22 protein-coding genes are annotated in these 26,641 nt (G+C 64.6%); 15 read left to right on the top strand and 7 right to left on the bottom strand.

Going from position 1 to position 26,641, the window contains the following annotated elements:
• Window positions 1–9: 9 nt before the first annotated feature.
• The 6 genes from LGQ10_RS03165 to LGQ10_RS03140 all read right to left on the bottom strand — a co-directional run bounded on the left by LGQ10_RS03165 (window position 10) and on the right by LGQ10_RS03140 (window position 6,724).
• Window positions 10–783, bottom strand: a complete 774-nt coding sequence (locus LGQ10_RS03165; RefSeq protein WP_058434858.1) for an enoyl-CoA hydratase — start codon at window positions 781–783, stop codon at window positions 10–12.
• A 20-nt stretch (window positions 784–803) separates the two neighbouring features.
• Window positions 804–1,931, bottom strand: a complete 1,128-nt coding sequence (locus LGQ10_RS03160; RefSeq protein ID WP_226524657.1) for an acyl-CoA dehydrogenase — start codon at window positions 1,929–1,931, stop codon at window positions 804–806.
• Window positions 1,932–1,943: 12 nt separating this feature from the next.
• A complete protein-coding gene (locus LGQ10_RS03155; protein ID WP_226524656.1) occupies window positions 1,944–3,134 on the bottom strand; it encodes an acetyl-CoA C-acyltransferase in 1,191 nt (396 codons plus the stop codon).
• 12 nt (window positions 3,135–3,146) lie between these two features.
• The gene (locus LGQ10_RS03150; RefSeq protein WP_226524655.1) at window positions 3,147–3,908 is read right to left on the bottom strand and encodes an SDR family NAD(P)-dependent oxidoreductase; all 762 of its coding nucleotides are present in this window, start codon (window positions 3,906–3,908) and stop codon (window positions 3,147–3,149) included.
• Window positions 3,909–3,922: 14 nt separating this feature from the next.
• Window positions 3,923–5,587 (bottom strand): AMP-binding protein, encoded by a 1,665-nt coding sequence (locus tag LGQ10_RS03145; RefSeq protein ID WP_058433283.1) that lies wholly within the window; start codon window positions 5,585–5,587, stop codon window positions 3,923–3,925.
• Between the two features lie 123 nt (window positions 5,588–5,710).
• Complete coding sequence (locus LGQ10_RS03140) at window positions 5,711–6,724, bottom strand: AraC family transcriptional regulator (protein WP_226524654.1); 1,014 nt, start codon at window positions 6,722–6,724, stop codon at window positions 5,711–5,713.
• 348 nt (window positions 6,725–7,072) lie between these two features.
• On the opposite strand from LGQ10_RS03140, the gene LGQ10_RS03135 reads away from it, so the two are divergent.
• From LGQ10_RS03135 to LGQ10_RS03105, 7 genes are all read left to right on the top strand, one after another.
• The gene (locus LGQ10_RS03135) at window positions 7,073–8,383 is read left to right on the top strand and encodes an ABC transporter substrate-binding protein (RefSeq protein WP_413247582.1); all 1,311 of its coding nucleotides are present in this window, start codon (window positions 7,073–7,075) and stop codon (window positions 8,381–8,383) included.
• Between the two features lie 128 nt (window positions 8,384–8,511).
• Window positions 8,512–9,438, top strand: a complete 927-nt coding sequence (locus LGQ10_RS03130; RefSeq protein WP_226524653.1) for a carbohydrate ABC transporter permease — start codon at window positions 8,512–8,514, stop codon at window positions 9,436–9,438.
• Window positions 9,439–9,448: 10 nt separating this feature from the next.
• The gene (locus LGQ10_RS03125; RefSeq protein WP_058433287.1) at window positions 9,449–10,279 is read left to right on the top strand and encodes a carbohydrate ABC transporter permease; all 831 of its coding nucleotides are present in this window, start codon (window positions 9,449–9,451) and stop codon (window positions 10,277–10,279) included.
• 23 nt (window positions 10,280–10,302) lie between these two features.
• Entirely contained in the window at window positions 10,303–11,406 is a 1,104-nt protein-coding gene (locus LGQ10_RS03120) for an ABC transporter ATP-binding protein (RefSeq protein ID WP_226524652.1), read from the top strand.
• Between the two features lie 17 nt (window positions 11,407–11,423).
• Window positions 11,424–12,911: a mannitol dehydrogenase family protein gene (locus LGQ10_RS03115; RefSeq protein ID WP_226524651.1), complete on the top strand. Its 1,488-nt coding sequence runs from the start codon at window positions 11,424–11,426 to the stop codon at window positions 12,909–12,911.
• A 239-nt stretch (window positions 12,912–13,150) separates the two neighbouring features.
• Window positions 13,151–14,647: a xylulokinase gene (gene xylB, locus LGQ10_RS03110; RefSeq protein ID WP_226524650.1), complete on the top strand. Its 1,497-nt coding sequence runs from the start codon at window positions 13,151–13,153 to the stop codon at window positions 14,645–14,647.
• A gap of 13 nt (window positions 14,648–14,660) precedes the next feature.
• Window positions 14,661–15,599 carry a carbohydrate kinase family protein gene (locus LGQ10_RS03105; RefSeq protein WP_226526081.1) on the top strand — a complete coding sequence of 313 codons (939 nt, stop codon included), beginning with the start codon at window positions 14,661–14,663 and terminating at the stop codon, window positions 15,597–15,599.
• Window positions 15,600–15,711: 112 nt separating this feature from the next.
• Here LGQ10_RS03105 and LGQ10_RS03100 read toward each other — a convergent pair whose 3' ends face one another.
• Entirely contained in the window at window positions 15,712–17,013 is a 1,302-nt protein-coding gene (locus LGQ10_RS03100) for an OprD family porin (protein ID WP_226524649.1), read from the bottom strand.
• 653 nt (window positions 17,014–17,666) lie between these two features.
• Here LGQ10_RS03100 and LGQ10_RS03095 point away from each other — a divergent pair.
• Genes LGQ10_RS03095 through LGQ10_RS03060 form a run of 8 tightly spaced genes read left to right on the top strand, consistent with a single transcriptional unit; the run spans window position 17,667 to window position 26,585 of the window.
• Window positions 17,667–19,019: a UDP-glucose dehydrogenase family protein gene (locus LGQ10_RS03095; RefSeq protein ID WP_058436100.1), complete on the top strand. Its 1,353-nt coding sequence runs from the start codon at window positions 17,667–17,669 to the stop codon at window positions 19,017–19,019.
• On the top strand, window positions 19,016–20,035 hold the full coding sequence (locus LGQ10_RS03090) for an NAD-dependent epimerase (protein ID WP_226524648.1): 1,020 nt from the start codon (window positions 19,016–19,018) through the stop codon (window positions 20,033–20,035). The genes LGQ10_RS03095 and LGQ10_RS03090 overlap by 4 nt, the downstream gene beginning before the upstream one ends.
• A 57-nt stretch (window positions 20,036–20,092) precedes the next feature.
• Window positions 20,093–20,839: a sugar transferase gene (locus LGQ10_RS03085; RefSeq protein WP_058436093.1), complete on the top strand. Its 747-nt coding sequence runs from the start codon at window positions 20,093–20,095 to the stop codon at window positions 20,837–20,839.
• Window position 20,840: 1 nt separating this feature from the next.
• A complete protein-coding gene (locus tag LGQ10_RS03080) occupies window positions 20,841–21,485 on the top strand; it encodes a CpsD/CapB family tyrosine-protein kinase (protein ID WP_058436092.1) in 645 nt (214 codons plus the stop codon).
• A 22-nt stretch (window positions 21,486–21,507) separates the two neighbouring features.
• A complete protein-coding gene (locus LGQ10_RS03075) occupies window positions 21,508–22,527 on the top strand; it encodes a polysaccharide biosynthesis/export family protein (protein ID WP_058436091.1) in 1,020 nt (339 codons plus the stop codon).
• Window positions 22,528–22,537: 10 nt separating this feature from the next.
• Complete coding sequence (locus LGQ10_RS03070) at window positions 22,538–24,130, top strand: GumC family protein (protein WP_226524647.1); 1,593 nt, start codon at window positions 22,538–22,540, stop codon at window positions 24,128–24,130.
• Window positions 24,127–25,242, top strand: coding sequence for a glycosyltransferase family 4 protein (locus tag LGQ10_RS03065; protein ID WP_226524646.1), 1,116 nt, complete (start codon window positions 24,127–24,129; stop codon window positions 25,240–25,242). Before LGQ10_RS03070 ends, LGQ10_RS03065 begins: the two co-directional genes overlap by 4 nt.
• Entirely contained in the window at window positions 25,239–26,585 is a 1,347-nt protein-coding gene (locus LGQ10_RS03060; RefSeq protein ID WP_226524645.1) for an O-antigen ligase family protein, read from the top strand. The genes LGQ10_RS03065 and LGQ10_RS03060 overlap by 4 nt, the downstream gene beginning before the upstream one ends.
• Window positions 26,586–26,641 lie beyond the last annotated feature (56 nt).

Raw genomic sequence — 26,641 nt, 5'->3', positions numbered from 1 at the left:
CGAACCGCGTTAGCAGTCCTTGAACTGCGGGTCGCGCTTGGCGATGAAGGCGGCCATGCCTTCCTTCTGGTCCTGGGTGGCGAAGGCTGCATGGAACACCCGGCGCTCGAAGCGCACGCCTTCGGACAGGCTGACCTCGAAGGCGCGGTTCACGCTCTCCTTGATCATCATGCTCACCGGGATCGATTTGCCGGCAATCACTGCCGCGACTTTCAGCGCTTCTTCCACCAACTCATCGGCCGGCACGATGCGCGCGACAATGCCACAGCGTTCGGCTTCGACGGCGTCGATAAAACGCCCGGTCAGGCACATTTCCATGGCCTTGGCCTTGCCCACGGCGCGGGTCAGGCGTTGGGTGCCGCCCATGCCCGGCAGGACGCCGAGGTTGATTTCCGGCTGGCCGAACTTGGCGTTGTCGCCGGCCAGGATGAAGTCGCACATCAGCGCCAGTTCGCAGCCACCGCCCAGGGCGAAGCCATTGACTGCAGCGATGATCGGCTTGCGCCGGTTGGCCACCCGATCACTGTCGCTGAACAGGTCGTCGAGGTAGATCTGCGGATAGCTCAGCTCGGCCATTTCCTTGATGTCGGCACCAGCGGCGAAAGCCTTCTTCGAACCGGTGATGACGATGCAGCCGATCTTCGGGTCGGCTTCCAGGCGATCCAGGGCCTGGTTCACCTCGCTGACGATCTGCGCATTGAGCGCGTTCAGCGCTTGCGGGCGGTTGAGGGTGATCAGGCCGACCCGGTCCTTGATGTCCAACAGAATGGTTTCGTAGCTCATGAATCAGCTCCTGCTAAAAGTCAGAGATTGCGCGAAATGACCATGCGCTGAATGTCGCTGGTGCCTTCGTAGATCTGGCAGATCCGCACGTCGCGGTAGATCCGCTCCAGCGGGAAGTCGCTCAAATAGCCATAGCCGCCCAGGGTTTGCAAGGCCGCGGAGCAGACCTTCTCGGCCATTTCCGAGGCGAACAGCTTGGCCATCGAGGCTTCCACCAGCGCAGGCTTGCCGCTGTCGCGCAGTGCGGCGGCGTAGTGCACCATCTGCCGCGCCACGGCGATCTGGGTGGCCATGTCCGCCAGGCGAAAAGCCACCGCCTGGTGCTCGATGATCGGCTTGCCGAAGGTCTCGCGCTCACGGGCGTAGTCGCGCGCCGCCTCGAACGCGGCCCGGGCCATGCCCACCGACTGCGAGGCAATGCCGACCCGGCCGCCTTCGAGGTTTGCCAGGGCGATCTTGTAGCCCTCGCCCTCCTCGCCCAGGCGGTTGGCCACCGGTACCTTCACGTCCTCGAACAGGATCTGGCAGGTGTCCGAGGCGTGCTGGCCGAGCTTGTCCTCGATCCGGGCGACCTGGTAGCCCGGCGAGTCGGTGGGCACGATAAAGGCACTGATGCCGCGCTTGCCGGCCGCCGGATCGGTGACCGCGAACACGATCACCACCCCGGCGTTCTGCCCGGACGTGATGAACTGCTTGCAGCCGTTGAGCACATAGTGGTCGCCGTCGCGGCGGGCCCGGGTCTTCAGGCTGCTGGCATCGGAGCCGGCCTGGGGCTCGGTCAGGGCGAAGGCGCCCAGCATGGACCCACTGGCCAGGGGCTTGAGGAAGCGCTCCTTCTGGTCATCGTTGCCAAACTTGAGGATCGGCACGCAGCCCACCGAGTTGTGCACGCTCATGATGGTGGAACAGGCGCCGTCACCGGCGGCGACTTCCTCCAGGGCCATGGCATAGGCCAGGTAGCCGGTGTCGCAACCGCCCCACTGCTCGGGCACCAGCATGCCGAAGAAACCCATCTCGGCCATCTCGCCAATGGCTTCCCTGGGGAACCGGTGTTCGCGGTCCCAGTCGGCGGCGAAGGGCTTGAGCCGCTCCTGGGCGAATTGCCGGGCCGCGTCGCTGATCTGCACTTGTTCGTCATTGGGCAACATCGGGATTCCTCGTTACAGGCATTCAACGGCGATGGCCGTGGCTTCGCCACCACCGATGCAGATCGCGGCGACACCGCGCTTGAGGCCCTTCTGGCGCAGGGCCGAGAGCAGGGTCACCAGAATGCGCGCACCGGAAGCCCCGATCGGATGGCCCAGGGCGCAGGCGCCGCCGTGCACGTTGACCTTGGCGTGGGGGATTTCCAGTTTGCTCATGGTCACCAGGCTGACCACGGCGAAGGCTTCGTTGATCTCGAACAGGTCGACCTCGTTCAGCGACCAGCCGGTCTTTTTCATCAGCCGCTCGATGGCACCCACCGGGGCCACCGGGAACAGCCCGGGGCTATCAGCGAAGGCCGCATGGCCGTGGATCACCGCCAGGGGCTTGAGGCCGCGCTTGGCGGCTTCGGAGCGGCGCATCAGCACCAGGGCCGCAGCGCCGTCGGAAATCGAACTGGAGTTGGCCGCAGTCACGGTGCCACCGTCGCGGAACGCAGGCTTGAGGGTGGGGATCTTGTCGAGCTTGGCCTTGGGCGGCTGCTCATCGTCACTGATCAGCCTCGATTCCTTGCCGACCATCACCTGCAGGGGCACGATCTCGTCCTTGAACAGGCCGTCCTTGATCGCTTGCTGGGCACGGGTCAGGGAGGCCACGGCGAAGTCGTCCTGGGCCTGGCGGGTGAAGCCGTTGGCCTCGGCGCAGTCCTCGGCAAAGGTGCCCATCAGGCGCCCCTTGTCGTAGGCGTCTTCCAGGCCGTCGAGGAACATGTGGTCCAGGACCTTGCCATGGCCCATGCGGTAGCCGCTGCGGGCGCGGTCCAGCAGGTACGGGGCGTTGGACATGCTTTCCATGCCCCCGGCGATCACCACCTCGGCGCTGCCGGCCAGCAGCATGTCGTGGGCCAGGAGAGTAGCCTCCATGCCCGAGCCGCACATCTTGTTCAGGGTGGTGCAACGGGTGCCCTTGTCCAGGCCGGCACCCAGGGCCGCCTGGCGCGCCGGAGCCTGGCCGAGACCTGCGGACAGTACGCAGCCGAACAGCACTTCTTCCACGCTGTCAGCGCCAATTCCGGCTCGCTGCACCGCGGCGCGAATGGCTTCGGCGCCCAGCTGCGGGGCGGTGAGGCCCTTGAGGTCACCCTGGAAACCGCCCATGGGGGTACGAACGGCGCTGACAATGACAATCGGATCTTGAGCAATAGACATGATGAATCCTCCTTACTTGGCGGCCATGCGCAAGGCACCGTCGAGACGGATCACCTCGCCGTTGAGCATGCTGTTTTCAATGATATGCCGGACCAGGGCGGCGTACTCGGCGGGTTTACCCAGGCGCGGCGGAAATGGCACCCCGGCGGCCAGGCCGGCCCGGACTTCGTTGCTCATGCCGGCCATCATCGGCGTCTCGAAGATCCCGGGGGCGATGGTCATCACCCGGATGCCGAAACGCGCCAGTTCGCGGGCCGCCGGCAGGGTCAGGCTGGCCACCGCGCCCTTGGAGGCGGCATAGGCGGCCTGGCCGATCTGCCCGTCGAAGGCAGCGACGGACGCCGTGTTGATGATCACTCCTCGCTCGCCATCGGCATCGGCCTGCCCTTCGGCGATGGCCGCAGCAGCCAGGCGCATCAGGTTGAAGGTGCCGATCAGGTTGACGTTGATCACCTGGGTGAAGCTGGCCAGGGCATGGGGGCCGTTCTTGCCGAGGATCTTCTCGCCCCGCACGATGCCGGCACAGCTGACCAGGCCATTGAGCCCACCGAAGGCCTGGACCGTCGCCTGCACCGCCGCTTCGGCCGCCGCCTCCTGGCTGATGTCGGCCACCACGCTCTGGCAACCCAGTTGCTGGGCCTTGGCCGCCACGGCCTCGGCGTTGAGATCCACCAGCATCACCTTGGCGCCGGCCGCCACGAGCATTTCAGCGCTGGCTGCACCGAGGCCCGAGGCCCCGCCACTGACGAGAAAAACCTTGTTCTGCATTTGCATCGTTCAAACCCTGTTCACGCGTTGACTGTTGCCGCCGCGGCCTCTTGAGCCTTGGCGATTTCCTGGTTGCGCAAGATAAAGCGCTGCAATTTGCCGCTGGGGGTCTTGGGCAATTCGCTGACAAACTCGATTTCCCTCGGGTAGGAGTGGGCCGCCAGGCGCTTGCGCACATGCTGGCGCAGCTCCTCGGCCAATTCCGGGGTGGCGCGGTAACGTTCACTGAGCACCACAAAAGCCTTGATCACTTCGGTGCGCTCCCGATCGGGCTTGCCCACCACCGCCGCCTCGACCAGCGCCGGGTGCTCCACCAGGGCGCTTTCCACATCGAACGGACCGACCCGGTAACCGGAGGTGGTAATGACATCGTCGCTGCGCCCGACAAAACTGATGCTGCCGTTCGGGTTCAGCTCGACGGTATCGCCGCTCAGATAGTAATCGCCGACAAAGGCCTTGGTCGGCGCCCCGGCATAACCGCCGAACCAGCACATCGGCGACTGGCGGCGGTCAATGGCCAGGATTCCGGGCTGGCCGACACCCAGCTCGCGGTATTCTTCGTCGAGCACCACGATGCGATGGCCTGGCGAGGCGAAACCAGCAGAACCTACGTGCACCGGATGCTCCAGGGCGTGGTGGTTGCACAGCACCATGCCCAGTTCGGTCTGGCCGTAATGATCGTGGATCACAACCTCAAGATGTTCGGCGAACCAGCGGATGACTTCCGGGTTCAGCGGCTCGCCGGCACTGCTGACAATGCGCAGGCGGCCCTTGATCGAACGGGCGAACCGGTCACCTCCGGCGATCAGCAGGCGGTAGGCCGTGGGGGATCCGGTGAGGTTGGTGATGCCGTACTTGTTGATCACCCGGCAGGTGCTTTCAAGCGTGAAGGGACCGTCGTAGAAGGTGATCGGGTGACCCAGGCCCAGGGGGCCGGTGATGCCGAAATAGATTCCGTAGGCCCAGCCCGGGTCGGCAACGTTCCAGAACGCATCTTCAGGCCGCAGGTCCACCGCATCCCGGGTATAGCTCTGGAAGGCGACCATGGCCTTGAGCGGCACCTGTAGTGCCTTGGACGGCCCGGTGGTGCCCGAGGTGAACATCAGCAGGAAGGGATCTTCGCCACTGAGCAGCACCGGTTCGCAACGGGCCGGATACTGTTCCAGCTCGGCCCAGAAACTGAAGTCGCCCCGCACGATCCCCTGCCCCTTGGTGCCCGCCACGGTGACCACCGTCGGGCAGCCTGCAACCTCGGCGAGCTTGGGACGGTTGACCGCGTCGGTCACCACCACCTTGGCCTCGGAACTATTGAGCCGATGCTCGATGGCCTTGGGTCCGAAGGCGGTGAACAAGGGCTGGTACACCGCGCCGATACGCCAGGTCGCGAACACCGTGATCAACAGCTCGACATTGCGCGGCAACAGGCCGGCGACCTTGTCGCCCTTGCCCACGCCCTGGGCCAGGAGGAAGTTGGCCAGGCGCCCGGCCTTGTCCTGCAGATCGCTGAAGGTGTAGCTGGCGCTACTGCCGTCCTGGCCCTCCCAGAACAGCGCAATGCGCCCGGGCAACGCATGCCGGTCACAGCATTCGACGCAGGCATTGAGCGCCTGGAGCGAGCCTGCCAGGGTGGTATCGACGGTGGTTTGGTAGTTGAAGCTTGCGGTGGCGGACAGGTAATCGCGCATTGCCGGAATGCCCTCGTTGTTCTTATTGGGGGAGCCTCATGGGAATCAACGAAATACTGGCGCCAGTGCCCTGCCCGGACAATGGTCAAAGCTGTCAAGTTGCGTGACCGGTTTGGCCAAGGCTCAGGCCGGGTCGTTGAGGATCAGGCTGCGGTAGTGCCCGGGGTTGGAACCGGACCACTTGCGAAACGCCTTGTAGAACGAGCTGGTATCGGCGAACCCCAGTCGCTCGGCGATCTGGGCGAAGCTGATCTGCGGCTCGGCCAGCCAGACGATCGCCAGTTCCTTGCGCACGCCATCCTTGAGCGCCTGGTAGCTCTGGCCTTCCTCGGCCAGGCGACGGCGCAGGGTCGAGGCGGAAATGCACAGGCTCTGGGCCAGGCTTTCGGTCTCCGGCCACTGCTCCCCGGGCAGTTGGCGCAGTTGCTGCTTGATGCGGCTGGCCAGGCTCTCGGGATCGCGGTACTTGACCAGGATATTGGCCGGGGCATGACCCAGGAACCGCTTGAGTTCCTCCTCGCTGCGCTTGATCGGCAGGTCCAGGCAATCGGCGGCGATGATCATCCTCGTACGCGGCCGATCAAAGCGCAGGTTGTCGGAAAACATCACCCGATAGTCGTCGCAGAAATCCGGCTGCGGGCACCGCAGTTCGATGGCCAGGATCGGGATGCGCCGCCCGGCCAGCCAGCAGGCCACGCCGTGGACGATCATCCAGTAGGTGAAGTAGGTGAAGGCCCGGCGCGGCGCCTGCTCCTCCAGCAGCACGATCTGCGCCAGGCTCTGCTGGCGCACCAGCTGCGCCGGCAGGTGCTCGAGCATCAGCGACAGGAACCCCAGTACCGAATCCAGGCCCGGCGCCAGGGTCGGCTGGGCCATGGCCGAGCGGCAGAGAAACGCCAGGCTGCCGGACTTGAGCTTACGCGGGTCCATGCCGAAGAACTCATCGTCCAGGCGCCGCGCCAACAGGCGCCAGAGCCGCGCATAGGCACTGGCCGGCACCCGCCCGCAGGCCTGCTGCAAACCGGCCGGGTCGATGCCGACCTTGTTCAGCACTTCTTCGGTGGCGATGCCCGGCGCGCAGCTTTGCAGTAGCGCCTCGCGCACCAGTTGCAGGGAGATGGTGTCTTTTTCCGACATCGTGACCAACGGTTTCCAACACAGGGGACCAGGACGGCCATCTTAGGCAGTGAACGGGAAAAAGCCAGTGGACCTTGGGCTGATACTCTTTTTTCAACGAGCGATCCGCTCCCCCATCGCCCGTGACAGACCGTTCGCCACGGGGGCCATGGCCGGCCACTGCAGTGGCTGGCAGGTAGCCTCCCGACCGAGCAGTGCAAAAAAGTATCGATTGCTGTGTCAGGGATGATTTGTCAGCCCATCGGCACAGGCGCTGTAATCGGCACACATTCTTCCTCGGCAGCAGGAAGGCATAACAACAATAAGCGTCCTTCCGGCGCCGGCGACGGCGCGGAAGAGGAGTGACCGATGAAATCTTGCACCACAGCCCTGCTCATCGCCGCCGGCATGACCCTCAGCAGCGTTGGCCTCGGCGCCCAGACCCTGACCATCGCCACCGTCAACAACAGCGACATGATCCGCATGCAGCGCCTGTCCAAGACCTTCGAGAGCCAGCACCCGGACATCCGGTTGAACTGGGTGGTACTGGAAGAGAACGTGCTGCGCCAACGCCTGACGACCGACATCGCCACCCAGGGCGGCCAGTTCGATGTGCTCACCATCGGCATGTACGAGGCCGCGCTGTGGGGCGCCAAGGGTTGGTTGCAACCGATGCAGGACCTGCCCGCCGCCTACGACCTGGATGATGTGTTCCCGGCGGTGCGCCAGGGCCTGTCGGCCAACGGCAGCCTGTACGCCTTGCCGTTCTATGCCGAGAGTTCGCTGACCTACTACCGTACCGACCTGTTCGCCAAGGCCGGCCTGAGCATGCCCGAGCGGCCGACCTGGGAGCAGATCGGCCAGTTCGCCGCCAAGCTCAACCAGCCCGGCCAGGAACAATATGGCCTGTGCCTGCGGGGCAAGGCCGGCTGGGGCGAGAACATGGCGCTGATCACGACCTTGGCCAACAGCTACGGCGCCCGCTGGTTCAACGAGCAGTGGCAGCCCGAGTTCACCGGGCCGCAGTGGAACAACGCCCTGGCCTTCTACGTCGACAACATGAAGCAGTACGGTCCGCCCGGAGCCTCCAGCAACGGTTTCAACGAAAACCTGGCGCTGTTCAACAGCGGCAAGTGCGCGATCTGGGTCGATGCCAGCGTCGCCGGCTCCTTCGTCACGGACAAGGGCCAGAGCAAGGTTGCCGAGCACGTGGGGTTCACCTATGCGCCGCACCAGGTCACCGACAAGGGTAGCGCCTGGCTGTACTCCTGGGCCCTGGCGATCCCCGCCAGCTCCAGGGCCAAGGACGCCGCCAGGACTTTCGCCACCTGGGCCACGTCCAGGGAATACGCAGCCCTGGTAGCCGAGAAGGACGGCATCGCCAACGTCCCGCCAGGCACCCGGGCCTCGACCTACAGCGAGGCCTACCTGAGCGCGGCGCCGTTCGCCAGGGTCACCCTCGAGTCACTGAAGGCTGCCGATCCGGCCAGGCCGACCGCCAGGCCCGTGCCCTATGTCGGTATCCAACTGGTGACCATCCCCGAGTTCCAGGCCATCGGCACCCAGGTCGGCAAGCTGTTCTCCGCCGCGCTGATCGGCCAGACCACGGTCGACCAGGCCCTGGCTGCGGCCCAGCAGAGCACCGAACGCGAAATGAAACGCGCCGGCTACCCCAAGTAGCTCCCATCTCGCAGGAGCGAGGCTTGCCCGCGATAAACGATAACGCGGTTATCGGACAGACCGCGGTGCGGCCCATCGCGGACAAGCCTCGCTCCTGCACAGAACCCATCTGAACGGTTGTGATCGTCATGAATACCTCGACTGCCAACGCTCATCTGGAAATCCCCCAGGCTGCCCGCAAGCGCCGCCTGGTCGGCCCCGGCGGGTTCCTCGTCAGCCCTTCGGTGGCGCTGTTGCTGCTGTGGATGATCGTCCCCCTGGGCATGACCCTGTACTTCTCGCTGATCCGCTACAACCTGCTGTACCCCGGCGAAAACCAGTTCGTCGGCCTGGACAATTTCAGCTATTTCCTCAGCGACCCGGCGTTCCTGCCCGGAGCCTTCAACACCCTGTTGCTGGTGGGCAGCGTGCTGTTGATCAGCGTGGTGTTCGGCGTGCTGATCAGTGCGCTGCTGGAGGCCGGGCCATTCTTCGGCCGCGGCCTGGTGCGGGTGCTGCTGATCTCGCCGTTCTTCATCATGCCCACGGTGGGCGCCCTGATCTGGAAGAACCTGCTCCTGCACCCGGTCTCGGGAGTCCTTGCCGCCCTCTGGAGGCTGTTCGGCGCCGAGCCGGTGGACTGGCTGGCCCACTACCCGCTGCTGTCGATCATCATCATCGTGTCCTGGCAGTGGCTGCCGTTCGCCATCCTGATCCTGATGACCGCCATGCAGTCCCTGGACCAGGAGCAGAAAGAGGCCGCGCGCCTGGACGGTGCCGGGCCCATCGCGATCTTCTGGCACTTGACCTTGCCGCATCTGGCCCGGCCCATCGCAGTGGTCATCATGATCGAAACCATCTTCCTGCTCTCGGTGTTCGCCGAAATCTTCACCACCACCAACGGCGGTCCCGGCTATGCCTCCACCAACCTGGCCTACCTGATCTACAACCAGGCGCTGGTGCAATTCGACGTGGGCATGGCCTCGGCCGGCGGGCTGATCGCAGTGCTCATCGCCAATATCGCCGCGATCATCCTCGTACGGATGATCGGCAAGAACCTGACTGACCCGCGCTGAGGTGCCTGCCATGACCCTGGAACAATCCCGACGCCTGCAAAGCCTGCTGCTGGGCACCCTGGCCTGGGCCATCGCGATCCTGATCTTCTTCCCGATCTTCTGGATGGTGCTGACCAGCTTCAAGAGTGAAATCGATGCCTTCGCCACACCGCCGCAGCTGTTCTTCAGCCCGACCCTGGAGAACTACCTGCACATTCAGGAGCGCAGCAACTACGGGGCGTTCGCCTGGAACTCGGTGCTGATTTCCTTCAGCGCCACCGCCCTGGCCCTGCTGATCGCGGTGCCGGCGGCCTACTCCATGGCGTTCTTCGAAACACGCAACACCAAACGCACCCTGCTGTGGATGCTCTCTACCAAGATGCTGCCACCGGTGGGCGTGCTGATGCCGGTGTACCTGCTGGCCAAGAGCTTCGGCCTGCTGGATACGCGCCTCGCGCTGATCCTGATCTACACCCTGATCAACCTGCCGATCGTGGTGTGGATGGTGTACACCTACTTCAAGGACATCCCCCGGGACATCCTCGAAGCCGCTCGCCTGGATGGCGCGACCCTGCCCCAGGAAATGCTCCGGGTACTGTTGCCCATCGCCAAGGGCGGCCTGGCCTCCACCGTGCTGCTGTCGCTGATCCTGTGCTGGAACGAAGCCTTCTGGTCGCTGAACCTGACCTCCTCCAGCGCAGCCCCCCTGACCGCACTGGTCGCCTCCTACTCCAGTCCCGAAGGACTGTTCTGGGCCAAGCTCTCGGCCGTCTCGACCCTGGCCTGCGCGCCGATCCTGGTCCTGGGCTGGGTGAGCCAGAAACAGCTGGTGCGCGGCCTGTCCTTTGGCGCGGTGAAGTAACTCTCGAATTGCGGAGACATCCCATGGCTCACCTGAAAATCAACAACCTGCAAAAAGGCTTCGAAGGCTTCGACATCATCAAGGGCATCGACCTTGAGGTGAACAACAAGGAGTTCGTGGTCTTCGTCGGCCCCTCGGGCTGCGGCAAGTCCACCCTGCTGCGGCTGATCGCCGGGCTGGAGGAAGTCAGCGGCGGCAGCATCGAGCTCGATGGCCGGGACATCACCCAGGTCAGCCCGGCCAAGCGCGACCTGGCCATGGTGTTCCAGACCTACGCCCTGTATCCGCACATGAGCGTGCGCAAGAACATGTCCTTCGCCCTGGACCTGGCCGGGGTCGACAAGGCCCTGGTGCAGCAGAAGGTAGACGAGGCGGCGCGCATCCTCGAACTGGGGCCGATGCTCGAACGCAAGCCCAAGCAGCTGTCCGGCGGCCAGCGCCAGCGGGTGGCCATCGGCCGGGCCATCGTGCGCAATCCGAAGATCTTCCTGTTCGACGAACCGCTGTCCAACCTCGACGCCGCGCTGCGAGTGCAGATGCGCCTGGAACTGGCGCGCCTGCACCAGGAATTGCAGGCCACCATGATCTACGTGACCCACGACCAGGTGGAGGCCATGACCCTGGCCGACAAGGTGGTGGTGCTCAACGGCGGCCGGGTGGAACAGGTCGGCTCGCCGCTGGAGCTGTACCACCACCCGGCCAACCTGTTCGTCGCCGGCTTCCTCGGTACGCCAAAGATGGGGTTCCTCAAGGGCCGGGTCAGCCAGGTGCTGGCCCAGGGCTGCGAGATTCGGCTCGACGCCGGCGCTTGCCTGCGCCTGGAGCAAGGCGGTCCGCAGCTCGAAGCCGGCGCTGCGGTAACCCTGGGCATCCGTCCCGAGCACCTGGAGCTGGGCAAGCCCGGCCCCGCAAGCCTGACGGTCATCGCCGACGTCGCCGAGCGCCTGGGCAGCGACACCTTCTGCCACGTCCGGGCCAGTTCCGGCGAAACCCTGACCCTGCGTATCCGTGGCGACCTGGCCAGCCGCCACGGCCAGGCCCTTGACCTGCACCTGGACCCAAGCCACTGCCACCTGTTCGATGCCCAGGGCATCGCCCTGCCCCGTCCATTGCGCGCCGCCGCCTGATTGCCGAGAACCTGCCGATGAAACTCAAACGCTCGAACCTCAGCCAGCTGCCCCCCCAGGTGCGACTGCCTGCCTACGCCAACAACCAGGCCCGCCAGGGCATCGTGCATATCGGGGTCGGTGGTTTTCACCGGGCCCACCAGGCGTACTACACCGATGCCCTGATGAACCAGGGCCGGGACCTGGACTGGAGCATCTGCGGGGTCGGCCTGCGCGCCGAGGACCGCCGCGCCCGGGATGACCTGGTCGAACAGGACTGCCTCTACACCCTGATGGAGCTGGGCGACGGCGACGACCATGAAGTGCGGGTGATCGGCGCCATCAGCCAGATGCTCCTGGCCGAGGACGGTGCCGAAGCGGTGATCGCCAAGCTGGCCAGCCCCGAGGTGCGAATCGTGTCGCTGACCATCACCGAAGGTGGCTACTGCATCGACGACAGCAACGGCGAGTTCATGCTCCACCTGCCGCAGATCCAGCACGACCTGGCCCATCCGCGGCAGCCGCGCACCGTGTTCGGTTTCCTCTGCGCCGCCCTGGAGCGCCGCCGGGCCGCCGACACCCCGGCCTTCACCCTCATGTCTTGCGATAACCTGCCGCACAACGGCGCGGTGACCCGCAAGGCACTGCTGGCTTTCGCCGCCCGGCGCGATGCCGAACTGCACGACTGGATCGCCAGCCACGTGGCCTTCCCCAATGCCATGGTCGATCGCATCACGCCCATGACCAGTACTGCCCACCGCCTGCAACTGCATGACGAGCACGGCATCGACGATGCCTGGCCAGTGGTCTGCGAACCGTTCGTGCAATGGGTGCTGGAAGACCGCTTCGTCAACGGTCGCCCGGCCTGGGAACAGGTAGGCGTGCAGTTCACCGACGACGTCACGCCTTACGAAGACATGAAGATCAAGCTGCTCAACGGCAGTCACCTGGCCCTGACCTACCTGGGATTTCTCAAGGGCTACCGCTTCGTCCACGAAACCATGAACGACCCGCTGTTCGTCGCCTATATGCGCGCCTACATGAACCTGGACGTGACCCCGCAACTGGCACCGGTGCCAGGTATCGACCTTGCGGCCTACAAGGACACCCTGGTCCAGCGCTTCGCCAACCAGGCGATTGCCGACCAGCTGGAGCGAGTGTGCAGCGACGGCTCGTCGAAGCTGCCCAAGTTCACCGTGCCCACCATCAACCGGCTGATCGCCGACGGCCGCGATACTGAGCGGGCGGCCCTGGTGGTGGCGGCCTGGGCCTTGTACCTCAAGGGCGTGGACGAGAACGGCGCGAGTTACCGGATTCCCGATCCGCGGGCCGAGTTCTGCCAGGCCCTGGTGGCCGACGATCGCTTGCTGACCCGGCGCTTGCTGGCGGTGGAAGAAATCTTCGGCTCGGCGATTCCCCATTCCCGGGAGTTTGTCGACGCTTTCGAGCGCTGCCTCAACAGCTTGCGCGAACACGGCGTGAGCGAGACTCTGGCGCGGCTACAAGATCCCCGGCGCCTTGGGTAGCCGCCGCGTATGGCTCGGCACGGGCTGCAAGGTTTGGCGCGGTGCCCGGTGTTGCGGGTGCTGCCTCGCAGGCTCGACAACGGCCACAGGACTTCGCTTTGTGTAGCCACTGCCGCAGGCTGCGTACGGCTCGGCACGAGCCGCCAGGACCTGTGCGCGACGCCGGTGTTGCGGGCGCTGCCTCGCAGGCTCGACAGCGGCTACAGGATTGCCATTAACCAACTGCACCCGGAGCGACGATGATCCAACCCGCACTGTTTCTCGGCATCGACTGCGGCACCCAGGGCACCAAGGCGCTGATTCTCGACAGCCAGAGCGGCACCGTCCTGGGCCGGGGCGCCGCGCTCCACAGCCTGATCAGCGACGCCAGCGGCCGCCGCGAACAGGACCCCGCGCAGTGGCTGCAAGCCTGCACCACTGCCATCCGGCAGGCGTTGCAGGCCGCCGGGGTGGATGGCCGGAACGTGCTCGGCATCGGTGTCTGCGCCCAGCAGCACGGCCTGGTGCTGCTGGACGACCAGGGCCGGGTGCTGCGCCCAGCCAAGCTGTGGTGCGACACCCAGAGCAGCGCTGAAAACCAGCGCCTGCTGGACTGGCTGGGGGGCGAACAAGGCTCTCTGGAACGCCTGGGGCTGGCCATTGCACCGGGCTACACGGTGTCCAAACTGCTCTGGACCCAAGAGCAGCACCCGGAGTTGTTCCAGCGCATCGCGCGGATCCTGCTGCCCCACGACTACCTCAATTTCTGGCTGACCGGACGCTGCGCCAGTGAGTATGGCGATGCCTCCGGCAGCGGCTATTTCGATGTGCGCAGGCGTGACTGGGACCGTGCCCTGCTGGCCCATATCGACCCCAGCGGGCGTCTGGAACAGGCCCTGCCGCCACTGCTCGAGGCGCACCAGCCGGTGGGCCAGATCCTCCCGGAGATCGCCCGGCAACTGGGGATCAACCCAGCTGCACAGGTGGCCAGCGGCGGTGGCGACAACATGCTGGGCGCCATTGGCACCGGCAATATCCAGCCGGGAATCATCACCATGAGCCTCGGCTCATCGGGCACCGTGTATGCCTATGCAAGCCAACCGCTGGTCAGCCCCGAGCCCGCGCTGGCAAGCTTCTGCTCGTCCAGCGGCGGCTGGCTGGCGTTGATCTGCACCATGAACCTGACCAATGCCACAACCCTGGTGCGCGAACTGCTGGGCCTGGACCTGGCCACGTTCAACCAGCGGCTGGCACAAGCGCCCATCGGTGCCGAAGGCCTGTGCCTGCTGCCATTTTTCAATGGCGAGCGGGTGCCCGCCCTGCCCCATGCCCAGGGCAGCCTGCAAGGCATGACCCTGGATAACCTGACCCAGGCCAACCTGTGTCGTGCAGTCGTGGAAGGCACCACGTTCGGCTTGCGCTACGGCCTCGATCTTTTGCGCTCGGCAGGCTTGCAGAGCCGCAACATCCGCCTGATCGGTGGTGGTTCGAAAAGTCCGCTGTGGCGCCAGGTCGTCGCCGATATCATGGACACCCCGGTGGTCTGTACCCGGGAAGCCGAGGCCGCTGCATTGGGCGCGGCCATCCAGGCGGCCTGGTGCCATGGTCGGCAGGAGCAGCCAGACCTGGCGCTCCAGCAAGTGTGCGATCGCTGCGTGCACCTCGACCCGGGGAGCGAAACCCGCCCTCGGGCCGAGGCCGTGGCGGCCTATGAACCGGTGTATGAACGCTATCGACAACACGTGGCAACCCTTTGAAGAGCGAATGACTATGTATCTGGTGTGTGGTGAGGCGCTGTTCGACTTCTTCAGCGCGGATGAGGCCGGTACTCCGGCGAACAAGGTGGCGTTCCAGGCGATTGCCGGCGGTTCGCCATTCAACGTGGCGGTGGGCTTACGTCGCCTGGGCATCGATGTGGCGCTGCTGGCCGGGCTGTCCCGGGACTACCTGGGCCAGCGCCTGCGGCAGGTGCTGGACAAGGAAGGCGTGGACACCCGTTACCTGCGTGAATTCGACGCCCCCACGACCCTGGCCATGGTCGCGGTCGGGGCGGACGGTTCGCCCCACTACAGCTTTCGTGGCGAAGGCGCTGCCGATCGCCAACTGCTGGAGGAGCACCTGCCGGTGCTTGGCGAGCAGGTGCGCGGGCTGCATGTCGGTTCGTTTTCCCTGGTGGTCGAGCCGATCGCCGGCGCCCTGCGGGCTTTGGTACGCCGCGAACGGGGTCGACGCCTGATCAGCCTCGATCCGAATGTACGACTCAACCCGCAGCCGGACATCCAGCTGTGGCGCCAGCGCATCGCGGAGCTGGCAGGCCACGCCGACCTGATCAAGGTCAGTGACGAGGACCTGGCCCTGTTGTATCCCGGGCAGGCGCCCGAAGTCCGGGTCCAGGGCTGGCTCGAGGACAATGCCAAGCTGGTGTTCCTGACCCGGGGCAGCCAGGGTGCAACGGTGTTCAGCCGTCGGCATGGCAGTTGGTCGGTGGCGACACCGCAGGTACAGGTGATCGATACCGTGGGCGCCGGTGACACCTTTCAGGCGGCGCTGATCGCCTGGCTGACAGAACAAGGACTGGACTCACCCCTGGGCCTGGAGCAATTGAGCCGCGAACAGATCGATGCCCTGCTGCGGTTTGCCGTCAACGCTGCTGCACTGACCTGCACCCGCACCGGCCCGGACCTGCCGTACCGGCATCAACTGACCTGACCCAGGTCGCCGCTGCTGCCTGCTGCGCGCGATGGCGCAGCAGGCGCGACGCCAGGCAAGGTCCTGCGGACCTTCGCACAGCCTCGCCAAAGGCTCGACAGGGGCTACAGGATCAGAGGATCGAGAAGTTATAGCTGACGATCAGGCGCGTTTCGTCCATGTCCCGGGCGATTTGTTGGTAGTTGCTGCGGTAGGTCGCATTGCGCAGGCGCAGGCTCACATCCTTGAAGGTGCCGCTCTGCACCACGTACTTGAGCTCGCTGTCGCGCTCCCACTCGCGGCCTTCGCGCAGGCTGCCCGGGACCTTGATGTTGTCGCCGCTGACATAACGGGTCAGGAAGCTCAGGCCATTGATGCCCACGGCCTTGAAGTCGTAGTCGTAGCGCAGTTGCCAGGAGCGCTCCTGGATCGCGGCGAAGTCGTTGACCTGCACGTAGTTCACCAGGTACGGGTTGCTGCCATCCAGGTACGGCATCGAGTTGTCGCCGTACATGCGCTGCCAGCCGGCACTGAACACATGGCCGCCCAGGCCATAGCTGAGCAAGGTGCTCAGGGCCCGGTGATCGATGCTGCCGGCATGGGCACTGCCACTGTCATCGCTCTTGATCAAGCGCAGGTCGCCCTTGAGCACACCCGGCCCCAGGGGCTGGTTGGCCACCAGGCCGACAAAATGCTGGCGATAGACATCTTCCAGCTCGGCGTAATGGTACTGGCCGCTGATACGGTCGCTGAACTTGTAGTCCAGGCCGTAGGTGTCGAAGTGATCCGCGGTGGTGTTGCAGGCATAGCGCTTGTTCTTGCAATGCACGCGGATGTCCTGGGAGTCGGTGGAGTCCCGGGCGGTGTAGCGATTCAGGCGGGCCGCGGTCAGGGTCAGGTCCTTGACCTCCCTGGAGGTCAGCACCGCTCCGTTGAACAAGGTCGGGAGCAGGCGTCCGTCGTTGTACTTGAGCAATGACAGGTCGGGCAGTTGTGCGCCGTACTTGAACACCGTCCGGGACATCCGCACCTTGGCGGTCAGGCCGAGCTTGGCGTACTGGTCGGCCGAGCCCCGTGGATCGTGCCCACTGGACGGCAGCAGGCCGCTGTTGCTGCGGTCCGGGCTGGAGTCGAGCTTGAGCCCGAGCATGCCCAGGGCGTCCAGGCCGAAACCCACGGTGCCTTCGGTGTAGCCCGACTGCAGGTTGAGAATGAACCCCTGGGCCGACTCTTCGCGCTTGGAGGCGCCCTGCGCGGTCTTGGTGTGGCCGTCACGAAAGTCCCGGTTGAAATAGACCGTGCGCGATTCGAGCTTGGCGCTGCTGTCCTCGAAAAAGCCGGCAGCTTGTGCCTGCTGGGCAAAACCCGAGCATAGGATGGCGGCTCCGAGGCCCAGCAGCGGGCACGGATTGAGTAGAGGAAAAGGGGGACGCATGAACAGGCTCCAGCAGAAAATCAGTGACGCGAGGTAAAGAAGACCCAGGGAAAATCCAGCCAGCGAATTAAGTCGCGCTGGGTGAATTGATTGAATCAATGAAGACCGAAAATGATGGCAGATAGCCCACCCCTGCCCCACCCGACTTTAGTCTGACGCCCGCCTCTGTCTCTTCCCGCTTACCCAGCGCCCGTACCGAGCGCTACGCACACCTGACCTGGCCAATTACTGATCATTTCCGAGATTTTTTTACAGACACAAACAGTGTCAAAAAATGCTGTTCGAACGATCAGGAATGTCCTCTTTTTCCGGTTCAAGTAGCAGGTAATGGCAAAAAAGCATCATTTATGTTGTCGAAAAAATTACCGTTCGTCTGTTTTTTAAGGTTATTTAAACCTGGCCACAACTATTTGACGGTTTCCATTATCACCCTAATCAAACACTTTAACAAATTGATTTATAACGATTTTTTAACACATTAAAAATCATTATTTCGCCTATGTCATTTATGTAACGCCCAAAAACGTCAATTAAACGTCTCAACCTTATGGTAGTGTCAAAAAAAGAGCGCAATGCAGGCCATGTGCCACACGCCTTTTTAAAGAAGGTGAGCCAAACCTCACCCAACACTCATCATGGACGAGGTCGTTCCCTTGGAAGTCAGCGTTTTTGGTACTGGCTACGTCGGTCTGGTGCAAGCCGTTGCCCTGGCCGATGTCGGGCATAACGTGGTCTGTGTCGATATAGACAGCCACAAGATCGCCCAACTGCAACGTTCCATTCCTCCGATTCACGAGCCGGGTCTGGCGACCCTGATCGAAGAGAATCAGAAGGCTGGCCGGCTGCACTTCACCACCCGCCCAGGCGACGCCGTGGGCCATGGCCAGGTGATTTTCATCGCGGTCGGCACCCCCTCCAACGAAGATGGCTCGGCCGACCTGGACCATGTCCTGGCGGTAGCCCGCGACATCGCCAGCCTGATGGCCAGTGACAAGACCCTGGTGGTCAAGTCCACGGTACCGGTAGGCACTGCCGACCTGGTGGTCGAAACCGTCGCTGAACAGTTGGCGGACCTGGGCAAGTCCCATCTGCAAGTGCATGTGGTGTCCAACCCGGAGTTCCTCAAGGAAGGCTCGGCGGTCGCCGACTGCATGCGCCCGGACCGGATCATCGTCGGCTGCGGCCACGACCTGCCGCGCCAGCAGTTGAGCGAACTCTACGCGCCGTTCAACCACAACCACGATCGCCTGATGTTCATGGACAACCGCAGTGCCGAGCTCGTCAAGTATGCGGCCAACGCGATGCTCGCCACCCGCATCAGCTTCATGAACGAAATGGCCAACCTGGCCGAGCGTCTCGGGGTGGACATCAACGCGGTGCGCAAGGGCATCGGTGCCGATCCGCGCATTGGCTATCACTTCATCTACCCCGGCGCCGGCTTCGGTGGCTCGTGCTTCCCCAAGGACCTGCGGGCACTGATCCACACGGCCCAGAGCCACGGGCTGGAGCCGCACATGCTCAAGACCGTGCGCGATGTCAACGAACAGCAGCGCCATGTGCTGTTCCGCAAGCTCAAGGCGCACCTGGGCGACAACCTCCAGGGCAAGGTCATCGCCTTGTGGGGCCTGGCCTTCAAGCCCAATACCGATGACATGCGCGAAGCCACCAGCCGCTACCTGATGGAGGCGTTGTGGCAAGCCGGGGCCAAGGTCCATGCCTTCGATCCCGAAGCCATGACCGAATGCCGGCGCCTGTATGGCTACCGCGACGACCTGCAGTTGTGCGCGACTCGCGACGACACGCTGCAGGGCGCCGACGCGCTGGTGATCTGCACCGAGTGGAAAGCCTTTCGCGTGGTGGACTTCAAGCTGTTGCGCGACACCCTCAAGGACCGCCTGGTCGTTGACGGACGCAATCTCTACAACCCGCAACAGGCAGCGGATGCCGGGCTGCACTACCTGAGCATTGGCCTGCCCTATCGTGTACCGGGGGCACTTTGCGCATGAATATCCTGATCACCGGGGCCGCCGGTTTCATCGGCGCCCATACCGCACTGCGTCTGCTCAAGGATGGGCACCAGGTCACCGGGCTGGATAATTTCAACGACTACTACGACCCCCAGCTCAAGCACGACCGAGTGCGCTGGGTGGAACGCCAGGTGGGGCACTTTCCCCTGCAACGCCTGGACCTGGCCGACAGCCAGGGCCTGGATCGGCTGTTCGCCGAGGTCCGGCCCCAGGCGGTGATCAACCTCGCCGCCCAGGCCGGGGTGCGTTACTCCCTGGAAAACCCCAAGGCCTACCTGGACAGCAACCTCGGCGGCTTTCTCAACCTGCTGGAAATGTGCCGGCGCTACCCGGTGCAGCACTTGATCTACGCCTCTTCCAGCTCGGTGTACGGCGCCAACCAGCAGACCCCGTACAAGGTCAGCGACAACGTCGACCACCCGCTGTCGCTGTACGCGGCCAGCAAGAAGGCCAACGAACTGATGGCCCACAGCTACAGCCACCTGTTCGGCGTGCCCGCCACCGGCCTGCGCTTCTTCACGGTCTACGGCCCATGGGGCCGGCCGGACATGTCGCCCATCCTGTTCGCCGACGCCATCAGCCAGGGTCATCCACTGAAGCTGTTCAACTACGGCATGCACCAGCGCGACTTCACCTACATCGACGACATCGTCGAGTCGCTGGCGCGCCTGCTGGCCAAGCCGCCGGCCCGCGATCCGCTGTGGGACCGTGAACAGCCGGACCCCTCCACCAGCATGGCGCCCTGGCGCCTGTTCAACATCGGCGGCCAGCGCCCGGTGCAGCTCAAGGACTATGTGACGACCCTGGAAAAGCTCCTCGGCCGCCAGGCCCAGGTGGAGTACCTGCCGCTGCAACCCGGTGACGTGCTCAACACCTGCGCCGATGTCAGTGCCCTGGAGAACCTCACCGGCTTCGGTCCCCAAGTACCCCTGGAGGATGGCCTGAGGAGTTTCGTCCAGTGGTACCTGGACTACTACCGCAGCGGCGCAGCCTGAACGGCCAGTCTCCTTCGTTTTTCTAAACCTTTTGCAATGGAAGTATTCCCGGTGGATATGGAAAGACCTTTACCGTCGCCCGCCAGCGCCGCCCCTTCGCCCGTCGATCGGCGCAATGACCCGTTCCGGCGCAAGGTCCAGGCCGCCATCGACCTGCAGCACCACGGCTGGCTCAGCGGCCGCAAGGGTGGGCGTCCCTGGACCCTGTCGCGGACCAAGCGCCTGACCTCGGCCCTGCTGGCCGCGCTGCTGCTGATCCTGCTGGCGCCGCTGCTGCTGGCGGTCGCCCTGGCGATCAAGCTCACCAGCCCTGGCCCAGTGTTCTTCGTGCAGTTGCGCACCGGTTTTCGCGGCCGGCGTTTCGGCATGTACAAGTTCCGCACCATGGTGGTCAACGCCGAAGCCCTAAAGGACTCGGTGCGCCACTTGAACAAGCACGGCCCGGACTCGGTGGACTTCAAGATCGACCGCGACCCGCGCATCACCGGGATCGGCGGTTTCCTGCGCCGCACCAGCCTCGACGAGCTGCCGAACCTGATCAACGTGGTGCTCGGCCAGATGCGCATCGTCGGCCCGCGTCCCACCTCGTTCCACGCCCAGACCTACAAGGAGCACCACCTGGGCCGGCTGAGCATCTACCCGGGGATCACCGGCCTGTGGCAGGTGTCCGGGCGCAGCGACGTGGACTTCGACGGCCGGGTGACCCTCGACATGACCTACATCTTCCAGCAGAGCCCGTGGCTCGACTTGAAGATCCTGATCAAAACCCCTTTCAAGGTCCTCAATGGCCATGGAGCAAGTTGAAATGGCGGCAGCAACCTTTGCCAGTCTGAAGATCCAGCGTCCCAGCGAAAGCAACCTGGCAGTCACCGTACTCGACCAGGAGCTGCGGGTGATCCTGCTCACCGCAGCCAACCGCAACAGCGGCGTGACCAGCAGCAGCCTGAGCATGGCCAGCGAGCTGGCGCGTACCAGTCGCGGCCGGGTGCTGCTGGTCGATACCAGCCTGTCCGACGACAGCCTGACCCGACGCCTGGGCCTGGAGCAGCGCCCGGGCTTTCTCGACCTGGCCCTGGCCGAGATCCCGCCGACCCTGGCCGAGTGCATCCAGAACAGCCAGGAACTGGATTTCGACCTCTTGCCCCTGGGGCGGCGCCAGCAGTACAGCGAGCGCCTGGCCCCGGAGCAACTGCGCGAACTGTTGCAGGCCCTGGGCGAGCAGTACCGCTTCGTGATCGTCGACGGCGATCCGGTGTACAGCAGTGGCGACATCCTCACCTTGAGTACCCAGGTGGATGGCGTGGTGCTGGTGGTACGCAGCGAGGAAACCCGCTGGGAAGTGGCCCAGGCCGCGGCGCAACGCCTGATCCAGGCCGAAGCGAAGCTGATCGGCAGCGTGTTCAACGCCCGCAAGTACTACATGCCCAAGTGGGTTTATGACCGTCTCTGATCGGCACAAGGACCGTGTAACCATGAACAAGCCAAGACTTTCCCTGCTGAGCCTGTCCCTGTTGCTGGCCCTGGCCGGTTGTGCCGGGCGTGAGCCACAGCAGATGCCGGTGCAGATCCTCAGCGCCCCCGCCGATCAGGCCCAACTCACCGAAGTGATGCCCATCGAGCAGGTGCTGCGCCCCCAGGACGTGCTGGACGTGATCTTCCATATCGGCACCACCAGCCAGCAGCGCTACCTGGTGCAGCCGGGCGACCAGGTGGACATCAGTTTCCTCTCCGCCCCGGAGCTGGATGGCAACAAGCTGGTGCTGCCCGATGGCAGCATCGACATGCCCTACATCGGCAACATCCAGATTGCCGGTTTGTCTGCGGAACAGGCGCGCCAGGCCCTGCAGGCGCAATACGCCAAGGTGCTGAAGAAACCGCAGATCACCTTCTCGATCTCCCATGCCATGGCCCAGCTGGACAACTTGCGCACCAGCCTGACCAATCCGGCCACCGGCCTGAGCCGGGAGATTGTCGTCGGCTCCGATGGCCGCGCCAGCTTCCCACTGCTGGGCAGCCTGTCGTTGCAAGGCAAGAGCCTGAGCGAGCTGCAGACCCTGATCAACCAGCGGTACGCCAAGGAAGTCGGCCAGGTCAGCGTCGATGTACTGCTCAAGACCACCGCCGCCAACGAAGTGTTCGTCATGGGTGAGGTCGGCCAACCGGGCGCCTACCCGGTGCGTCGACCCATCTCGGTGCTCGAGGCCCTGACCCTGGCCAAGGGCGCCGGCCCCACTGCCCGCCTCGATTCGGTGGTGATCATGCGCCGCAAGGGCAACCAGGTGGAGGCACGGGTCTATGACGCCGATGCCGCGCTGGATGGCAAGGCGTTGCAGTTCGCCTACCTGCAACCGGACGACATGCTCTACGTGCCCAAGACCCGCCTGGCCAAGGCCGGTGCGCTGAGCAAGCAACTGGCGGACGTGATCATGTTCCAGGGTGTCGGGTTCAGCTTCGGCTACCGCGTCGACAACAAAGAATCGAATAACAACTGAGTCTGCCTCGATGACCAAGATAGAAAACTACCTGCACGAGTTCCTGCTCGTGTTCTTCGTCAATCGGCGCCTGATCAAGCGGGTGTTCCTGGGCTTCGCCCTGCTCGCGCTGCTCCTGCCGCTGGTGCTCAAGCAGAGCTTCGAGATCACCGCCGAAGTCATCGTGCAGTCCAAGAAGCTGTCGCAGACAGACGCCAATACCGTGCTCACCCCGGACAATGACAAGTTCATCCCACCATCGCTGGCGGACATGGAGACCGAGAGCAACATCCTGCGCTCGCCGACCCTGATCCGCGACACCATCGACCAGTTGCGCGGCGAAGGCCTGTTCGGCGGCCGCGAAGGCCTGCTGGCCAGGTTGCTGTTCAACCCCCTGCGCGATGGCGTGGTCAATCCACTGCGCAACCACGTGATCAACCCGGTGCGCGGCTTCTTCGGCCTGGCGGTGGACCCGGTGCGCGACACCAGCCTGGATGCCTTCACCAACCAGGCAGTCAAGGACCTGAAGATCGGCACCCTGCCCGGCTCCAACGTGATCTCCATCGTCTACAGCAGCCCGTCCGCCGCCGAAGGCACGCGCTTCGTCGAACGCCTGCTGGCCAACTACCTCAAGAGTCGCCAGGACCTGCAATCGAGCGACCTGCCCGAAGCCTTCTATGAACAGAAGAAGGCCCAGTACCAGTCGCGCCTGGATGACCTGGAAGGCAAGCGCCAGGCCCTGCTGGAAGCGGCCCATGCCTCCGATCCCAAGGAAGAGATCACCTTCCGCCTGAACGCCATCAACACCGAGGAGCAATCGCTCAACGGCTACCGCGACCAGGCCCTGGAGAACCAGCGACGCCTCGACTACCTGCAGAAGAACCTCGCCGCGGCCCGCAAGGCCGGGCTGACCGACTACACCTTCCCCTTCGCCTTCGCCAATACCGTGGACAACGTTGCCTACGAAGACCGCGAGATCAAGCAGCTGGGCGAGCAGTTGACCAACCTGGTGGGCCAGTACGGCATCACTGCCGACACCTACCGAGCCGACAGCGTGCCCATGCAGCAGCAGCGCGAGCAGATCGTGCGGGCCCGCGCGCAGTTCCTCAAGGTGGTCGAGAACCGGGTGCGCGAGCGCAGCAGCGACTTGCAGATCACCCAATCGGTGATCGCCCAGAAGACCACCCGAATCAATGACTACAAGGCCCGGGTGCGCGACCTGCAGGAAGTATTGAGCAAGCTGCGCCAGCTGGATACCGAGATCGATGCCCTGCACAAGGCCTTCTTCACCTACACCCAGCGCTACGAAGAGAGCCGCGGCGAACGCCTGATCAGCGGCGAGTTGTCCAACGCCCGAGTCCTCAGCCAGCCCTACGAGCCCAGCGAAGCGGCCTTTCCCAAGCCGATGCTGATCATCCCCCTGGGCTTGCTCACCGGCCTGCTGCTGGCCATCGCCCTGGGTTATGTCTACGAGTTCTTCGACCATCGCTTCAAGCATCCGGCCCAGGTCAACGATCATCTTGGCCTGCCCGTACTGATGGTGCTCAACGCGATCGAAGCGCCCCAGATCAACCCCTACCCGCGCTGGACCTGGCGCTGGGCCTGGCATTGGGCCAAACAGTGAACGACTTGAGCACGGCCGCGCAGCCCATCGTGCACCTGATCCACAGCGGCGGCTTCTATGGTGCCGAGCGCATGCTGCTGGATCACTGCCTGGTCACCCCCGGACAGCACCGGGTGGTGTTCCTCGACGCCCCGCCCGCGCTGTTGCAGCGTTTCGTCCAGGCAGGCGTTGCCTGCCACAACTGCCAGGACCTCAAGGCCCTGCTGGCGCACCTGCGCCAGCAGCCGGGACTGCTCAACGCCCACAACTTCAAGGCCCAGGTCTTCGCCTGGATCTGTGCCCGGCGCCTGCGACTGCCGCTGGTGCTGACCCAGCACGGCTTCACCCCCAGGAGCCTGAAGCAGAAACTCTATACCTGGGCCAGCCTGCGCCTGTGTCGCAGCCGCCACGTACGTCGCGTGGTCTGCGTGGCCCAGAGCATCGCCGGTTTGCACCTGGCGGCCGGAGTCGCCGCGGACAAGCTGCAGGTGATTGCCAACGGCCTGCCGGAACCTGCCGCACTGTGCCCGGCTGGCAATGGCGGGCTGCCTGCGGATACACCTGTGGTATGCCGCGAGGCCCTGGAACCCCTGGTGGGTTTCGTCGGCCGGCTGAGCGAGGAAAAAGGACCGGACCTGTTTCTCGATGCCTTGATCGCGCTTTGCCAGCTGCGCCCGACACTCAAGGCCGTGCTGCTGGGCGATGGCGAGCAGAACCAGGCCTTGCGCGAGCGCATCGATGCCGCAGGCTTGTCCCTGCGCATTCTCCTGCCGGGCTACCAGCAGGACATGCAGCCCTGGCTGCAGCGCCTCAACGTGCTGGTGCTCAGCTCACGCACCGAAGGCACGCCGATGATCCTGCTCGAAGCCATGCAAGCCGGCACGCCGGTGGCGGCTTTCGCCGTGGGGGGAATTCCCGACGTCGTGCAACACCGGCACAACGGCCTCCTGGCCAAGCCCCTGGACAGCGCCGAGCTGGCCCGCTGCATCGCTGAACTGCTGGACGACCCGGCCCTGGCCCGGAACCTGGCCGAGACCGCTCGTGCCACCCAGCGCCAGCACTATCACCTGCCAACCCTGGCCCGTAGCTGGGACGAGCTGTACCGCCTCGTCCGGGAGACCAGCAATTCATGATCGCCGCACCTGTTCTCGGCCTGTTGCTGGGCCTGGCCGCCCTCGCCCTGCTGGCCAGTCCCTGGCCGTTCCTGGCGCCCCTGGTGGTGATCGGCCTGGCAGGCTGGGCCCTGCTCTATCGCCGTCCGGGCTGGGGCCTGCTGGGTATCTGTGCCCTGGTGCCCTTCGAAGGCCTGTTCAAGGACAGTGCCTTTTCCGGGGCCAAGCTGCTGGGCGCTTCGCTGATCCTGATCATGCTGTTCAAGCTGCTGTTGCGGCAGATCCCCGATACCCGCCTGGGCAGCAACCTGTGGCGCGCCCTGGGACCGTTCCTGCTGTGCCTGCTGCTGAGCCTGTTGTACAGCGAGAATATGATGGTGTCCCTGGACAGCTTGCGAGAGCTGGCGGTAGGCCTGGTGCTGTTTTTCGTGACCCTGCTGATCGCCCGGGAGACCCACTTGCTGATGCTCTGCCGCCTGCTGGCGGTGAGCGTGGCCATCACGTGCGTGATTGCCCTGGTTTCAGCCAAGTACCAGGTCGGTGGCCGAGCCATCGGCCTGTTGCAGGATGCCAACTACTTCGCCCTGCTGATCGCCATGGCGGTGCCGCCAGCGATTCTCCTGGCATTGCGCGCGCCCTGGTGGCCGCAGCGGCTGTTCTGGATCGGTATCGGCCTGACCCTGATGGCCGGCATGACCAAGACGGACTCGCGTTCCGGCCTGTTGGTGGTGCTGTTCACCGTGGCCATCGGGGCCTGGCACTACCGTGACCGGCTCAAGGGCCTACGGCCCAAGCACCTGGGGTTTGCCATGTTCGGCGTGGCGATCGTGGTGCCCTTGGGCATCGCGGCGCTGCCGGCGGACTACGTCGCCCGGATCAAGTCCCTGAGCATGCTCAAGTCCGGCGCCCACTCCGAGGACACCTCCCTGGGGCGGCGCACCTCCTACCTGGTGGTGGGCGGGCAGATGATCCGCGACAACCCGCTGCTGGGCTCGGGCCTGGGCACGTTCCCGATCCACTACGCGCAGACCGGCTTCGCCAGCGGTTTCTCGGAGAACCTGAACGAACCCGACCTGTATCGCCGGGCCCACAACACCTACCTGGAACTGTTCAGCGAGCTGGGCATTCCCGCCGGCCTGAGTTTCGTCGCACTGATGCTCATGGGGCTGCGCAACTTCGAACGGGCGCGCCAGGCGTTCCTCGCCCGGGGGGCCCGAGAGCAGGCCGACATCGCCACGCACCTGGGCTTGAGCCTGCTGGCCCTGGCGGTGTTCCTGCTGTTTCTCAGTGCACCGAACCACAAGTACCTGTGGATCTTCCTGGCCTTGTCCAGCGTGTTGCGCCGACAAGCCGAGGAAGCCTGATGAACAGCGGCTACAAGGGGCGCGAGCGACGCCAGCCACAACGCACCCGCCAATCG

Source organism: Pseudomonas sp. L5B5 (assembly GCF_020520285.1).
Lineage (GTDB): Bacteria > Pseudomonadota > Gammaproteobacteria > Pseudomonadales > Pseudomonadaceae > Aquipseudomonas.
The sequence above is the reverse complement of the archived record's forward strand: the minus strand, read 5'-3'. Positions and strand labels throughout refer to the sequence as shown.